Annotated in this window: 14 protein-coding genes; 10 read left to right on the top strand and 4 right to left on the bottom strand. The window is 62.5% G+C overall.

The genetic code is table 11. The features are described 5' to 3' along the window. Nucleotides 1-6: 6 nt before the first annotated feature. The gene (locus tag ACTYOL_RS08750; RefSeq protein WP_112897795.1) at nucleotides 7-1701 is read right to left on the bottom strand and encodes a ShlB/FhaC/HecB family hemolysin secretion/activation protein; all 1695 of its coding nucleotides are present in this window, start codon (nucleotides 1699-1701) and stop codon (nucleotides 7-9) included. Nucleotides 1702-1950: 249 nt separating this feature from the next. After that, nucleotides 1951-2304, bottom strand: a complete 354-nt coding sequence (gene uraH, locus ACTYOL_RS08745; protein ID WP_054893660.1) for a hydroxyisourate hydrolase — start codon at nucleotides 2302-2304, stop codon at nucleotides 1951-1953. A gap of 400 nt (nucleotides 2305-2704) precedes the next feature. Between uraH and puuE the strand changes: the two genes are divergently transcribed. From puuE to ACTYOL_RS08710, 7 genes are all read left to right on the top strand, one after another. Beyond that, complete coding sequence (gene puuE, locus ACTYOL_RS08740; RefSeq protein WP_054893659.1) at nucleotides 2705-3631, top strand: allantoinase PuuE; 927 nt, start codon at nucleotides 2705-2707, stop codon at nucleotides 3629-3631. After that, a complete protein-coding gene (uraD, locus tag ACTYOL_RS08735; RefSeq protein WP_197892486.1) occupies nucleotides 3631-4146 on the top strand; it encodes a 2-oxo-4-hydroxy-4-carboxy-5-ureidoimidazoline decarboxylase in 516 nt (171 codons plus the stop codon). Before puuE ends, uraD begins: the two co-directional genes overlap by 1 nt. A gap of 105 nt (nucleotides 4147-4251) precedes the next feature. Then, the gene (locus tag ACTYOL_RS08730) at nucleotides 4252-4755 is read left to right on the top strand and encodes an ureidoglycolate lyase (RefSeq protein ID WP_054893657.1); all 504 of its coding nucleotides are present in this window, start codon (nucleotides 4252-4254) and stop codon (nucleotides 4753-4755) included. Nucleotides 4756-4811: 56 nt separating this feature from the next. Then, entirely contained in the window at nucleotides 4812-6131 is a 1320-nt protein-coding gene (locus tag ACTYOL_RS08725; RefSeq protein ID WP_063543975.1) for a urate hydroxylase PuuD, read from the top strand. Between the two features lie 199 nt (nucleotides 6132-6330). Further along, nucleotides 6331-7686 carry a nucleobase:cation symporter-2 family protein gene (locus ACTYOL_RS08720; protein WP_112897792.1) on the top strand — a complete coding sequence of 452 codons (1356 nt, stop codon included), beginning with the start codon at nucleotides 6331-6333 and terminating at the stop codon, nucleotides 7684-7686. Between the two features lie 137 nt (nucleotides 7687-7823). Further along, nucleotides 7824-8609, top strand: a complete 786-nt coding sequence (locus ACTYOL_RS08715; protein WP_063543971.1) for an outer membrane protein OmpK — start codon at nucleotides 7824-7826, stop codon at nucleotides 8607-8609. Nucleotides 8610-8963: 354 nt separating this feature from the next. Further along, nucleotides 8964-9746, top strand: a complete 783-nt coding sequence (locus tag ACTYOL_RS08710; protein ID WP_054893653.1) for an outer membrane protein OmpK — start codon at nucleotides 8964-8966, stop codon at nucleotides 9744-9746. A 54-nt stretch (nucleotides 9747-9800) separates the two neighbouring features. Here ACTYOL_RS08710 and ACTYOL_RS08705 read toward each other — a convergent pair whose 3' ends face one another. Beyond that, nucleotides 9801-10715 carry a DUF808 domain-containing protein gene (locus ACTYOL_RS08705; protein WP_444757785.1) on the bottom strand — a complete coding sequence of 305 codons (915 nt, stop codon included), beginning with the start codon at nucleotides 10713-10715 and terminating at the stop codon, nucleotides 9801-9803. 274 nt (nucleotides 10716-10989) lie between these two features. Between ACTYOL_RS08705 and ACTYOL_RS08700 the strand changes: the two genes are divergently transcribed. After that, on the top strand, nucleotides 10990-11601 hold the full coding sequence (locus tag ACTYOL_RS08700; protein WP_054893651.1) for a TetR/AcrR family transcriptional regulator: 612 nt from the start codon (nucleotides 10990-10992) through the stop codon (nucleotides 11599-11601). Between the two features lie 66 nt (nucleotides 11602-11667). Here the strand turns inward: ACTYOL_RS08700 and ACTYOL_RS08695 are convergent, their stop codons facing one another. Further along, entirely contained in the window at nucleotides 11668-12108 is a 441-nt protein-coding gene (locus tag ACTYOL_RS08695) for a GlcG/HbpS family heme-binding protein (protein WP_054893650.1), read from the bottom strand. A 257-nt stretch (nucleotides 12109-12365) separates the two neighbouring features. On the opposite strand from ACTYOL_RS08695, the gene gcl reads away from it, so the two are divergent. Both gcl and hyi read left to right on the top strand, forming a co-directional pair. Then, nucleotides 12366-14141: a glyoxylate carboligase gene (gene gcl / locus ACTYOL_RS08690; RefSeq protein ID WP_063543967.1), complete on the top strand. Its 1776-nt coding sequence runs from the start codon at nucleotides 12366-12368 to the stop codon at nucleotides 14139-14141. A gap of 54 nt (nucleotides 14142-14195) precedes the next feature. Next, nucleotides 14196-14978 carry a hydroxypyruvate isomerase gene (hyi, locus tag ACTYOL_RS08685; protein WP_063543965.1) on the top strand — a complete coding sequence of 261 codons (783 nt, stop codon included), beginning with the start codon at nucleotides 14196-14198 and terminating at the stop codon, nucleotides 14976-14978. Nucleotides 14979-15021: the final 43 nt, after the last annotated feature.

The following is a 15021-nucleotide window of genomic DNA, read 5'->3' as shown; positions in this document are numbered from 1 at the left end:
CGACGCTCAGAAGAAGGCGTCGACGCGGAAATAGATCGGGTGCTCGCGGCGGGTCACCGCATCGGGGCGCTCCAGCGAACGGGCAAAGGTTGCGCTGGCAGCGAAGTACTGGCCGCGCACATTGAACTCCAGGGCATTGCCGCTCAGGCGCCCATGGTCCTTGCCGTTGCCATGCTGGCCCTTGATCACACCGGCGTCGTAGGCGAACGCCATGCCGTATTCGCGCAGCCAGGGCTGCAGCGCAGCCCAGGTGACCGGCCGACGCCAGCGCAACTGGTTGCGCCAGTAGCCGCCGCTGTCGCCGGTGAGGGTCTGATCCTTGAAGCCACGCACCGAGGTCAGCCCGCCGACACTGATGCGCTGGGCACTGTAGAGCGCGTCCTCGCTGCGCTGGCCGGTGGCCAGGCTGTCGAAGCTGAACTGTTCGCCCCACAGCTGGAACGGCTGCAGGTAGCTCAGGGTCAGGGTGTACTTGTTGTAGCGCGACACCGGTTCGTTGCCGTGGGGGTCGCCTGCGCCCTGGGCGTCGAGCGCGCCGATGCCCTGCTGCCAGCCGGCATCGAGGTTGACGAAGGCATTGCCGATGCGTCGGCCGTGGTTGACGCCAAGCTGACGCTCGGTGATGCGGGTGCTGGAGACATCGATCAGGGTGTCGTCAAGGTAGTTGCGCGCACGCAAGTGGCTCACCCCGATATTCACCGCCGTCTTGCTCAGGCTGTCGCGGTGGATCACCCGTTCGGCCTGGAACTGGTGCACGCTGTTGTCGCCGTCGAGCTTGAAGGGAAAGCCGCTGGAGGTGTCGCGGGTGCGGTAGTAGTTGTGGTTGTAGCTGTAGTTGAAGGTCCACCAGCCCCACGGCAGGCTGTAGTTCAGGCCATGGCTGTCGGAATGGCGCCAGTGGTCGCTGACCACATCACGCCCGCCCCTGAGGCTCAGCTGATCGGCCAGGCCCAACGGGCTGTCCCACTCCAGGCCCAGGTTCATCTGCTGCTCGCCGCTGCTGGCATCACCATTGTTGTGGCGGCTGGCCGAGACTCGCCAGGGTTTGTCACGCTGGCCCTTGAGCTGCACGCGGCTACCGCCCACTTCCTGGCCTGGCACCAGCTCGACTTCGACCTGACGCGACGGCAAGCGACCAAGCTGGTCGACCATCTGCTCCATGTCGCGCAGGTTGAGCACTTCGGAGACCTGGCCGGGGAAGGTCATGGCCATTTCCCGTGGGCTGGCAAGCGCTGAGCTGTCCAGGCCTTCCAGGCGCCCTTCGACGATGATGATCTGCAGGATGCCCGAACCCAGATCCTGCTGCGGCAGGTAGGCACGGGTGGTCAGGTAGCCACGGTCGATGTAGTGATCGGTGATGCGCTTGAGCAGGCCGTTGAGCTCCCCCACTTGCAGGCACTTGCCTTCATAGTCCTCGACCAGTGCCTGGCGTTGCCGCTCGCTGAGCTGGGTCGCACCTTGCAGCTCGACGCTGCGGATCTGGAAGCACCGCCCTTGCTCCGCGGGCGCCACAGGGGCCTGTGGGGCCTGCTTGCCGGGTAATTGCTGCAGTTCCTCAAGGCGCTTGCGCTGCTCTTGCAGAAGGTTTTCCTGACGATCACGAATCAGGTCGCGGTCGCCGGGAGACTGGAAGGGGGCGGCACTGGCAAGCAGCGGCAGGAGCGCAAAGCCGGTCGCCAGCGCACGGAGGAAGAGGGACATGCAAGTAATCCGTCACTTGAGAACTGATCGCATCACTGCGAAAGGGTGCGCAGGATACAAGAGCAGAACCACGCCATCAACGCGCCACTCAGTGCTTTGCGACGAACGCTGATACGTTTCCATGCCTGGAATAGCGGAGGGATGCGGGACTGGGGGATCGGGCGGGGTTTCGGACAATTGCTACAGAATGAAAAAAGCCCGCCAGTGTGATAGCGGGCAAGGACCTACGAAGATTCTTCTAGCGACCAACTAGCTCCCACGATAGGTCGAATAGCTGTACGGCGAGATCAGCAACGGCACGTGATAGTGCTCCTGCCCTTCATCGATGCCGAAGCGCAGCACCACGACATCGAGAAACGCCTGGTCAGGCAGTGCAACACCTTTGGCCCGGTAGTAGTCCCCGGCGGCGAACTGCAACTGGTAGACACCAGTACGGTAGTCATCGCCCTGCAACAAAGGTGCATCGACGCGGCCATCGCTGTTGGTCAGTGCGCTGTTCACCAGCTCCAGTTGCTGGCCTTCGACACGGTACAGCTCGACCTTGATCGAGCTGCCCGGGCAGCCGTGAGCGGCATCCAGTACGTGTGTGGTCAAACGTCCCATTTGCTTGTCGCCTCTTGTCGTTTGCATGGGCAGAAAATACACGGCATGCACCAACACGAGGCTGACGAAATGCCGGAATGGGCTCATTAAGACACTTTCGATTCAGATTGTACACAATTTTTTGAACCCCGCTGCGCACCGCTCATGGCAGGCCTTGCGAGCACGAGCATCCGTCGCAAATACAGGGCCTGTGCAGCAGGCCGAGGTATTATCTGACCGATCAGGCAGGTTTCTTGCAGTGCTTTTCCAGCCTGAGTTTGAGGCGACAAGTGGGAAGAAATGCGGAAAAACGGGCTTACAAATGGTCAAATAAGTTGTATACAATCACCCCATCCGGTGCGTGCGACAACCCGCCGCGGTCCACCCACCACCCGCACCTACGAACATAAGGAAGACTGCAGTGAGCGCTGACTACCCTCGCGACCTGATCGGTTACGGCAACAACCCACCTCACCCGCAATGGCCGGGCAACGCCCGCATTGCCCTGTCTTTCGTGCTCAACTACGAAGAAGGTGGCGAGCGCAACATCCTGCACGGTGACAAGGAGTCCGAAGCCTTCCTCTCTGAAATGGTGGCTGCCCAGCCGCTGCAGGGCGTGCGCAACATGAGCATGGAGTCGCTCTACGAATACGGCAGCCGCGCCGGGGTGTGGCGCCTGCTCAAGCTGTTCAAGGACACCGGCGTACCGCTGACCGTGTTCGCCGTGGCCATGGCCGCCCAGCGCCACCCGGACGTGATCCGCGCCATGGTCGAGGCCGGCCATGAGATCTGCAGCCACGGCTACCGCTGGATCGACTACCAGTACATGGACGAGGCGCAGGAGCGCGAGCACATGCTCGAGGCCATCCGCATCCTCACCGAACTGACCGGCGAGCGTCCGCTGGGCTGGTACACCGGTCGCACTGGCCCGAACACCCGGCGCCTGGTGATGGAGGAAGGCGGCTTCCTCTATGACAGCGACACCTACGACGACGACCTGCCCTACTGGGAACCGAACAACCCCACCGACAAGCCGCACCTGGTGATCCCCTACACCCTGGACACCAACGACATGCGCTTCACCCAGGTGCAGGGCTTCAACTGCGGCGAGCAGTTCTTCCAGTACCTCAAGGACGCCTTCGACGTGCTCTACGAAGAAGGCGAGCACGCGCCGAAGATGCTCTCCATCGGCCTGCACTGCCGCCTGGTCGGCCGCCCCGCGCGCCTGGCCGCGCTCAAGCGCTTCGTCGAGTACGCCAAGAGCCACGAGCAGGTCTGGTTCGCCCGTCGCGTGGACATCGCCCGCCATTGGCACGCCACCCATCCGTACAAGAAAGAGAACGCCTGATGACCGCTTTCAACACCCTCAAGCCCTCGAGCCTCGGCCGTGACGCCTTCGTCGCGGCCTTCGCCGACATCTACGAGCACTCGCCGTGGGTCGCCGAAAAAGCCTACGCGCTGGGCAACCTGAGCGAGCTGGACGAGATCGAGGTGCTGCACCAGCGCATGAGCGACATCCTGCTCAGCGCCAGCCACGCCGAGCAACTGGCGCTGATCAACGCTCACCCGGACCTGGCCGGCAAGGCGGCGGTGCAGGGCGAACTGACCGAATCGAGCACCAACGAACAGGCCGGCGCCGGCATTCACCAGTGCACTGCCGAAGAGTTCGCACGTTTCACCGAACTCAACGACGCCTACAAGGCAAAATTCCAGTTTCCGTTCATCATGGCGGTCAAGGGCAGCAACCGGCACCAGATCCTGGCCTCCTTCGAAAAGCGCATCCACAACGACACCGATGCCGAATTCAAGGAAGCGCTGGCGCAGATCAACCTGATCGCCCTGTTCCGCCTGCTGCAGCTTTGAGGACCAAACCCGGACTGGCCCGAGTGCGTGACGCGACCGCACCCAGGGCCTGCCCGAACGAGGTCCGCCCTACATACCGATAACGAATACAGAAGAGATAACCGCATGCGCACCCTGATGATCGAGCCCCTGACCAAAGAAGCCTTCGCCCAGTTCGGTGACGTGATCGAAACCGATGGCAGCGACCACTTCATGATCAACAACGGCTCGACCATGCGCTTCCACAAGCTCGCCACGGTCGAGACCGCCGAGCCGGAAGACAAGGCGATCATCAGCATCTTCCGCGCCGACGCGCTGGAGATGCCGCTGACCGTACGCATGCTGGAGCGCCATCCGCTGGGCAGCCAGGCTTTCATTCCGCTGCTCGGCAACCCCTTTCTGATCGTGGTCGCGCCAGTTGGCGATGCACCTGTATCAGGTTTGGTCCGAGCCTTCCGCAGCAACGGCAGGCAGGGCGTTAATTACCATCGCGGCGTCTGGCACCACCCGGTGCTGACGATCGAAAAGCGGGATGACTTCCTGGTGGTTGATCGCAGTGGTTCCGGCAACAACTGCGACGAGCATTACTTCACCGAGGAACAGATGTTGATCCTCAATCCCCACCAATAAGAAAAGGTCGGTCATCCCGGGTCTCGGCCTGTCGGTGATCGGCAGAGGTACATACTGTGGAAGCACACCTTCACGAATGGCTGAACCTGAGCATTCGCTGGGTTCACATGATCACCGGCGTGGCCTGGATCGGTGCATCGTTCTACTTCGTCTGGCTGGAGAACCACCTGAATCGAAGCAACCCGCGCGATGGGTTGTCAGGTGACCTCTGGGCCATCCATGGCGGTGGTATCTACCACCTGGAGAAATACAAGCTCGCACCACCGAAAATGCCCGAGAACCTGCACTGGTTCAAATGGGAAGCCTACTTCACCTGGATGTCCGGGATCGCCTTGCTGTGCGTGGTGTTCTACTGGAACCCAACCCTGTACCTGCTGGCACCTGGCAGCACCCTGAGCGGCGCCGAAGGCGTGGCCATCGGCATCGGCTCACTGGTCGTCGGCTGGTTCGTCTACGACTTCCTCTGCGACTCACCACTGGGCAAGCGCCCCGCCCTGCTCGGCGCCGTGCTGTTCGTGCTGATCATCGCGGCATGCTGGGGCTTCAGCCTGGTGTTCAGCGGTCGTGGCGCGTACCTGCACACCGGCGCGATCATCGGCACCATCATGGTGGGCAACGTGTTCCGCATCATCATGCCGGCCCAGCGCCAGCTGGTGGCGGCGATCGAGAACAACCAGACCCCTGATCCGGTACTGCCGGCCAAGGGCCTGCTGCGCTCGCGACACAACAACTACTTCACCCTGCCGGTGCTGTTCATCATGATCAGCAACCACTTCCCGAGCACCTACGGCAGCCAGTACAACTGGCTGATCCTGGCCGGGATCGCAGTGGCTGCGGTACTGATCCGTCACTATTTCAACACCCGCCACGACAGCAACAAGTACGCCTGGACCCTCCCTGTAGGTGCCCTGGCGATGATCTGCCTGGCCTATGTGACCGGTCCCAAGCCGCTGCCGACCTCGCCCGAGCAGGCTGCTGCGAAGATCGAGTACCAGCCATTGCCCGCCACTGCAGTCGGCGGCAAGACCGCTGCCGAGCTGCGCGCCGAGGAAGCTGCCAAGGCTGCCCAGGCACCTGCCGAAGCGCCGGCCCAGGCCACCGCCCAGGCTGCGCCCGGCAACTTCGAGAAGATCCACAACGTCATCCAGGAACGCTGCACCGTGTGCCATTCGTCGAAACCGACCAGCCCACTGTTCAGCACCGCCCCGGGCGGCGTGATGTTCGACACCCCGCAGCAGATCCAGGCCCAGGCCGCGCGCATCCAGGCGCAGGCTGTCGCCAGCCAGATCATGCCGCTGGGCAACATCACCCAGATGACCGTCGAGGAACGCAAGCTGGTCGGCGACTGGATCGCCAAGGGTGCCCCGGTCAACTGACACCCCACATCCTGTTTGTGGGAGCGGGCTTGCCCGCGTAGAGGCCGGTGTTGCCGGCCTCGCTTCCAATGAAACACCGTAACAAGCAAGCATCGAGCGTACGGCTCCATCCGGAAACCCCAGGTCCTTCAACCGAAGCGCCTGCCGCCTGGAGCCGCCCGCTTGGATCCGAGAATAAAAACAAAACTCGAGGTGCTGCATGTCCGAGTCACCCAAGGCGTACATCCCCGTTGCGCCGCCACGACAGCCCCTGCCCCTGTTCCAGCTGATCCTGGTGGGCCTGCAACATGTCCTGCTGATGTACGGCGGCGCCATCGCCGTGCCGCTGATCATCGGCCAGGCCGCCGGGCTGTCCCGTGAAGAAGTCGCCTTCCTGATCAACGCCGACCTGCTCGTGGCCGGTGTCGCTACCATCATCCAGTCGTTCGGCATCGGCCCGGTGGGCATCCGCATGCCGGTGATGATGGGCGCAAGCTTCGCCGCCGTCGGCAGCATGGTGGCCATGGCCGGCATGCCCGGTGTGGGTTTGCAAGGGATCTTCGGCGCGACCATCGCCGCCGGGTTCTTCGGCATGCTGATCGCGCCGTTCATGTCCAAGGTGGTGCGCTTCTTCCCGCCGCTGGTCACAGGTACCGTGATCACCTCCATCGGCCTGTCGCTGTTCCCGGTCGCGGTCAACTGGGCCGGCGGCGGGCAACAGGCGGAAACCTTCGGCTCGCCGATCTACCTGATGGTCGCAGGCCTGGTGCTGGCCGTGATCCTGCTGATCAATCGCTTCATGCGTGGCTTCTGGGTCAACGTGTCGGTGCTGGTGGGCATGGGCCTGGGTTATGTGCTGGCCGGTTCCATCGGCATGGTCGACCTGTCGGGCCTGAACGAAGCGCCGTGGCTGCAGGTGGTCACGCCACTGCACTTCGGCATGCCGACCTTCAGCCTCGCGCCGATCCTGTCGATGTGCCTGGTGGTGGTGATCATCTTCGTCGAGTCCACCGGCATGTTCCTGGCCCTGGGCAAGGTGACCGACCGCGAAGTGACACCCGGCATGCTGCGTCGCGGCCTGCTGTGCGATGCCGGCGCCTCGTTCGTGGCCGGTTTCTTCAACACCTTCACCCATTCCTCCTTCGCCCAGAACATCGGCCTGGTGCAGATGACCGGGGTGCGCTGCCGCTATGTCACGGTGGTCGCGGGCGCGCTGCTGATCCTGCTCAGCCTGCTGCCCAAGGCGGCCTTCCTGATCGCCTCGATCCCGCCTGCGGTACTGGGCGGCGCATCCATTGCCATGTTCGGGATGGTCACCGCCACCGGCATCAAGATCCTCCAGGAGGCCGACATCAGTGATCGGCGCAACCAGTTGCTGGTCGCAGTCAGCGTCGGCTTCGGGCTGATCCCGGTGGTGCGTCCGGAGTTCTTCGCGCAGATGCCCCAGTGGATGGAGCCCATCACCCACAGCGGCATCGCCATGGCCACGCTCAGCGCCCTGATACTGAACGTGCTGTTCAACATCCTCGGGGGCGCCGAACGCGCGGCCCACAACGAGGCCTGTCACCCGCACTGAGTCAGCGGGCGGCGCCCTGGCCGCCCGTCTCGTCCAAGCAGTGAAACGCAGTACCGGCGGCCCACGGGAGCGGGCCGTCCGGGGCGCCTGCGCGCCGAAGAAACCTCGAACAACAACAAGAACACGGGAATTCGCACATGAAGCGCACCACCTCGTCCCTGCTGCTGGGCAGCAGCCTGCTGGCCACCCTCCCCGCGTTCGCGGGCGACTGGCTGCAATGGCACGGCGAAAGCCTGACCTACCTCTACGGCAAGGATTTCAAGGTCAACCCGGACATCCAGCAGACCATCACCTTCGAGCACGCCAACAAGTGGAAGTACGGTGACACCTTCCTGTTCATCGACAAGATCTTCTACAACGGCAAGACCGACGCCAGCAAAGGCGTGAACACCTACTACGGCGAGTTCAGCCCGCGCCTGTCGTTCGGCAAGATCCTCGACCGAAAACTGGCCTTCGGCCCGGTCAAGGACGTGCTGCTGGCCATGACCTACGAGCGTGGCGAAGGGTTGAACGCCGCCTACCTGATCGGCCCCGGGTTCGACCTGGACATCCCTGGCTTCAACTATTTCTACCTCAACATCTACCTGCGCAACACCGAGGGCAGTCGCCCCGGCGACAACGTCTGGCAGTTCACTCCTGGCTGGTCGTACACCATTCCCCTGGGCCGCTCCGACCTTCTGATCGACGGCTACATGGACTGGGTGACCGACAACGACCAGACCCGCCGCGGCACCTACCACGCCAACCTGCACTTCAACCCGCAGGTCAAGTACGACCTGGGCAAGGCCCTCAACCTGGGCGCCAAGCAGTTGTATGTCGGGTTCGAGTACAGCTACTGGAAGGACAAGTACGGCATCGACAGCCGCGGCAATCTGCAGAGCAACCAGAGCGTGGCCAGTGCGCTGGTCAAGGTGCATTTCTAAGAACCTGACCGAACGCCCAATTTTGTATCACCGCGCTCCAGGACGGAGCACTTGAGGACCGGCGCGCAAGCCAGTAATCTGCGCGCCCCCTCGCTCAGGGCAGGCCGGATCCTGCCCGCGTTTACTGACCGCTCAGTCAATGAATTCGGGCGGTTGGTCGATGTTTCGCCAGCCAGAAACACCCTTTTCATCCGTTCAGAACGACGTCGAGCAGGATGGTTGTGACCAACCCGGAAAGTTGGCGCAGCACTTGCCAGAGAGCTGTGGCCAACCCGAAAAAACTGACCCGAAAGACAAGAAAGGCGCCGACACGAGCGCTGACAGCAACATCCAATCAAGGGAGCGACACACGCAATGCGCATCATCAACAGCCTGATCCTCGCCGGCGGCCTGCTCGCCTGCGGCACCAGCTTCGCCGACGACCTGCTGCAGTGGCAGACCAACAGCCTGACCTACCTCTGGGGCAAGAACTTCAAGGTCAACCCCGAGACCCAGCAGACCGTCACCTTCGAGCACGCAGATGCCTGGAAGTACGGCGACAACTTCATCTTCGTCGACAAGATCTTCTACCAGGGCAAGAAAGACGCGAACAACGGCCCGAACACCTACTACGGCGAGATCAGCCCGCGCCTGTCGTTCGGCAAGATTTTCGACCAGAAGCTGGAGTTCGGCCCGGTCAAGGATGTGCTGCTGGCCATGACCTACGAGTTCGGCGAGGGTGATACCGAGTCCTACCTGATCGGCCCTGGCTTCGACCTGGCGATTCCTGGCTTCGACTATTTCCAGCTGAACTTCTACCACCGCACCACCGATGGCAGCCGCCCGGGTGATCACGTCTGGCAGATCACTCCAGTGTGGTCCTACACCATTCCCGTGGGCTCATCGGATGTGCTGATCGACGGCTTCATGGACTGGGTGGTGGACAACGACGAGAACAGCCGTGGCAGCTACCACGCCAACCTGCACTTCAACCCGCAGGTCAAATATGACCTGGGCAAGGCATTGCACCTGGGTGAGAAGCAGTTGTACGTCGGTATCGAGTACGACTACTGGAGCGACAAGTACGGGATCAAGGACAGCGATGCCTTCACCACCGACCAGAACACCATGAGTTTCCTGGTCAAGGTGCACTTCTGATCTGAGCGGTGGGTCTGCTTAGCGGGTAAAACCGCGAAGCAGAGTCACCGATGATCACGCTGCTGGCCGCAGCACCCGCCACAACTTGCCAACCACACTCACCACTGCCAGCACCGCCGCCCCGGCTACCACTCCCAGCACACCGTTGATCAACGCCCCGGTCAGTGCCCCGCCACGTCCGTCGGCAAAGGCCTCGATGGCATGGTGCAGCGGCGCGATGCCGTGCACGAGAATGCCGCCACCGACCAGGAACATGGCCGCGGTGCCGATCACCGACAGACTCTTCATCATGTAGGGGGCCGCACGCAGGATGCCATTGCCGACCGCTTGTGCCAGGCTCGAGCCCTTGCGGGTCAGCCACAGCCCCAGGTCATCGAGCTTGACGATTCCGGCCACCAGCCCGTACACACCCAATGTCATGACCACGGCAATGCCTGACAGCACGATGATCTGCTGGCTCAGCGGCGCATCGGCCACCGTACCGAGGGTGATGGCGATGATTTCGGCGGAGAGGATGAAGTCCGTGCGCACTGCGCCCTTGATCTTGTTCTTCTCGAAGGCGACCAAGTCGACATTCGCATCGGCCACGGCCTCCTTGCGCGCCGTGTGCTGCGCCTGATCCTCCTCCTTGCTGTGCAGGAACTTGTGCGCCAGCTTCTCGAAGCCCTCGAAGCACAGGTAGGCACCCCCAAGCATCAGCAACGGCGTGACCGCCCAGGGGATGAATGCACTGATTAACAGGGCAGCCGGCACCAGGATCGCCTTGTTCAGCAGCGAACCCTTGGCCACCGCCCAGACCACCGGGATCTCCCGCTCGGCCCGTACCCCGGTCACCTGCTGGGCGTTGAGCGCCAGGTCATCGCCCAGCACGCCTGCGGTCTTCTTCGCCGCGACCTTGGTCATCAGCGAAACATCGTCCAGCACCGTGGCGATGTCGTCGATCAACACCAGTAAGCTGCTTCCTGCCATGTCGTTGTGTTTCCAATGATTGCAAAGGTCCGATTCTAGCCCAATGCCGTCGCCTTGAGCCGCTCTCTGGGCCGGTGCTACCATGCCCGACGCTCTCAGGGTCTGTATGAAAAGCCTTGAGACGAAGGTCAGGCAAGGCGAAAACAGCCGAGGAAGCGGAGTTTACGGATTTGTAAATGAGCATTCCGAGGCTGTTTTCAACGCAGCATCACCGAGTATCAAGGCTTTTCGTACAGAGCCTAGAGGCGGCCAGTCACAGGAAGATCCATAGACCATGAGCACGATTCGCGAGCGCAACAAGGAACTGATCCTGCGCGCGGCCAGCGAGGAATTCGCCGACAAAGGCTTCGCCGCCACCAAGACCAGCGATATCGCTGCCAAGGCCGGTCTGCCCAAGCCGAACGTCTACTACTACTTCAAGTCGAAAGAGAACCTCTACCGCGAGGTGCTCGAGAGCATCATCGCGCCGATCATGCAGGCGTCCACGCCGTTCAACGCCGATGGCGATCCCAAAGAAGTGCTCAGCGGCTACATCCGCTCGAAGATTCGCATCTCCCGCGACCTGCCCCATGCCTCCAAGGTGTTCGCCAGCGAGATCATGCACGGCGCCCCGCACCTCTCGCCTGGGCAGGTCGAGCAGCTCAACGAGCAGGCGCGTCACAACATCGAGTGCATCCAGCGCTGGATCGAACGCGGCCAGATCGCCCCGGTCGATCCACATCACCTGATGTTCAGCATCTGGGCGGCGACGCAAACCTACGCCGACTTCGATTGGCAGATTGCCGTGGTGACCGGCAAGGCCAAGCTCGCCGACAGCGATTACGACGCCGCCGCCGAAACCATCATCCGCCTGGTGCTCAAGGGGTGTGAGCCCGAGGCGGCCTGACGGTCGGCGTACACCGCTCCCACCCGTGGCCGACGGGCCTTGGCGGGAGCGCAGGCCAGCGCAGTATCAGACAGCTACCCCAGCATCAGCCGTAAGCCCCAGCGCCTCGATGGCAGTGATTGCGCACTGCTCGTCGATGTCCGACGTGTCCCCGCTGATCCCCACCGCACCCAGCACTTTCCCCGCCTGATCACGGATCAGCACCCCACCTGGTGCGGGTACCACCGACCGCTCGCCCAAGCCGTTCAACGCCGCGAAAAACGCCGGTCGCTGCTGTGCATCCAGCGCCAGCAGGCGTGACCCCTTGCCCAGGGCCACAGCCCCCCAGGCCTTGCCCATCGCCACTTGCGGACGTAACAGACTGGCACCGTCCTCGCGTTGCAAGGCCAGCAGATGGCCGCCGGCATCCAGCACCGCCACCGTCAGCGGTGCGGCGTCGATCTTGCGCCCGGCGGCAAGGGCGGCGGCGACCAAGGTGTTGGCGACGTTGAGCGTCATTGCGTTCATGGAAAGGTCCTCTTCTTGTTGTGAGAAGCCCTGATGGGCAGTTGAAAACCGATAAGCAAATAGAACACAACAGAAAGATTTTTTGTATACAATATTTTTGAACGATCGTACTCCAACTGATAGAACGCCTTTTCTGTGGGGTTTCCAGCGAAAGCCAATCGACCCGATGAAAATGCATTGACCTGAAGCTCAGAGCGTGAATACACTTTGGCGCAAAGCAAGTTGTATACAATTACAAAATCGATGAGGCACAAATCATGAGCAAAATGAGAGCAATCGATGCAGCCGTTCTGGTCATGCGCCGTGAAGGCGTAGAGACGGCATTCGGCATTCCCGGGGCTGCCATCAACCCGCTGTACTCGGCCCTGAAGAAAGTCGGCGGCATCGATCACGTCCTCGCTCGCCACGTCGAAGGTGCCTCGCACATGGCCGAGGGCTACACCCGCGCCAACCCAGGCAACATCGGTGTGTGCATCGGCACCTCCGGCCCAGCCGGCACCGACATGGTCACCGGCCTGTACAGCGCCTCGGCCGACTCCATCCCGATCCTGTGCATCACCGGCCAGGCCCCCCGCGCCCGCCTGCACAAGGAAGACTTCCAGGCCGTCGACATCACCAGCATCGTCAAGCCGGTGACCAAGTGGGCCACCACTGTGCTGGAGCCGGGCCAGGTGCCCTACGCCTTCCAGAAAGCCTTCTACGAGATGCGTACCGGCCGCCCAGGCCCGGTGCTGATCGACCTGCCATTCGACGTGCAGATGGCCGAAATCGAATTCGACATCGACGCCTACGCGCCACTGCCGGTACACAAGCCTTCGGCCACGCGTATCCAGGCCGAGAAAGCCCTGGCCCTGCTCAATGACGCCGAACGTCCGCTGCTGGTTGCAGGTGGCGGCATCATCAATGCCGACGCCAGCGACAAGCTGGTCGAGTTCGCCGAACTGACCGGCGTGCCAGTGATCCCGACCCTGATGGGCTGGGGCACCATCCCTGACGACCACGAACTGATGGTCGGCATGGTCGGCCTGCAGACCTCGCACCGCTATGGCAACGCTACCCTGCTCAAGTCCGACCTGGTGTTCGGCATCGGCAACCGCTGGGCCAACCGCCACACCGGCTCCGTCGATGTCTACACCGAAGGCCGCAAGTTCGTGCATGTCGACATCGAACCGACCCAGATCGGCCGTGTGTTCACCCCTGACCTGGGCATCGTCTCCGACGCCGGCGCTGCGCTGGACGCCTTCCTGGAAGTGGCCCGCGAGTGGAAAGCGGCCGGCAAGCTCAAGTGCCGCAAGGCCTGGCTGGAAGATTGCCAGCAGCGCAAGTCGAGCCTGCAGCGCAAGACTCACTTCGACAACGTGCCGGTCAAGCCGCAGCGCGTATACGAAGAAATGAACCAGGTATTCGGCAAGGACACCTGCTACGTCAGCACCATCGGCCTGTCGCAGATTGCCGGCGCGCAGTTCCTCCACGTGTACAAGCCGCGCCACTGGATCAACTGCGGCCAGGCCGGCCCGCTGGGCTGGACCATCCCGGCGGCCCTCGGCGTGGTCAAGGCCGACCCGAAACGCAAGGTGGTGGCGCTGTCGGGTGACTACGACTTCCAGTTCATGATCGAGGAGCTGGCGGTCGGTGCGCAGTTCAACCTGCCCTACGTCCATGTGCTGGTGAACAACGCCTACCTCGGCCTGATCCGCCAGGCCCAGCGTGGCTTCGACATGGATTACTGTGTACAACTGGCGTTCGAGAACATCAACTCCAGCGAAGCCGGTAGCTACGGCGTGGATCACGTCGCCGTGGTCGAGGGCCTGGGCTGCAAGGCGCTGCGCGTGTTCGAGCCGGGCGAGATCGCCCCTGCCCTGCTCAAGGCGCAGAAAATGGCCGAAGAGTTCCGCGTGCCGGTGGTGGTCGAGGTGATTCTCGAGCGCGTCACCAACATTTCCATGGGTACCGAGATCAACGCGGTCAACGAGTTCGAAGACCTCGCGCTGGTCGGCAACGACGCGCCGACTGCCATCTCGCTGCTCGACTGATTGCCGACGCCCCCGCGCAGGCTGCCGGGGGCTTTCATCTGCAAGGAGACAACCATGCCTCGCTTCGCTGCCAACCTGTCCATGCTGTTCACCGAACAGGACTTCCTGGCCCGCTTCAAAGCCGCCGCAGATGCGGGCTTCAGCGGTGTCGAATACCTCTTCCCGTACGATTTCAGCGCCAGCGAGATCAAGCAGCAGCTCGATGCCCACGGCCTGACCCAGGTGCTGTTCAATCTGCCTGCAGGCGACTGGGCCAAAGGTGAACGCGGCATCACCTGCCACCCCGACCGCATCGAAGAGTTCCGCGCCGGCGTCGACAAGGCCATCGAATACGCCAAGGTGCTGGGCAACAAGCAGGTCAACGCCCTGGCCGGTATCCGCCCACAAGGCCTGCAGTGCGCCGAGGTGCGCAAGACCTTCGTCGACAACCTCAAGTACGCCGCCGACAAGCTCGAAGCCGCCGGGATCCGCCTGGTCATGGAGATGATCAACACCCGCGACATCCCAGGCTTCTACCTGAACACCACCGCCCAGGCCCTGGAGATCCAGGCCGAGGTGGGCAGCGCCAACCTGTTCCTGCAGTACGACATCTACCACATGCAGATCATGGAGGGTGACCTGGCGCGGACCCTGGAAACCCACCTCAAGCAGATCAACCACATCCAGCTCGCCGACAACCCCGGCCGTCACGAGCCGGGCACTGGCGAGATCAACTACCGCTTCCTGTTCGAGCACCTGGACCGCATCGGTTACCAGGGCTGGGTGGGTGCGGAGTACAAGCCCAAGACCACCACCGAGGCCGGGCTCGCCTGGCTGAAAACCCATAACGCGATCTAACGAACACAGTCGCTCCCTGTAGGAGCGGGCTTGTCCCGCGATG

The organism is Pseudomonas sp. A014 (genome assembly GCF_052378495.1).
GTDB classification, from domain to species: domain Bacteria; phylum Pseudomonadota; class Gammaproteobacteria; order Pseudomonadales; family Pseudomonadaceae; genus Aquipseudomonas; species Aquipseudomonas machongensis.
Note: the sequence above shows the minus strand (reverse complement) of the source record. Positions and strands in the feature narration are given on the sequence as shown.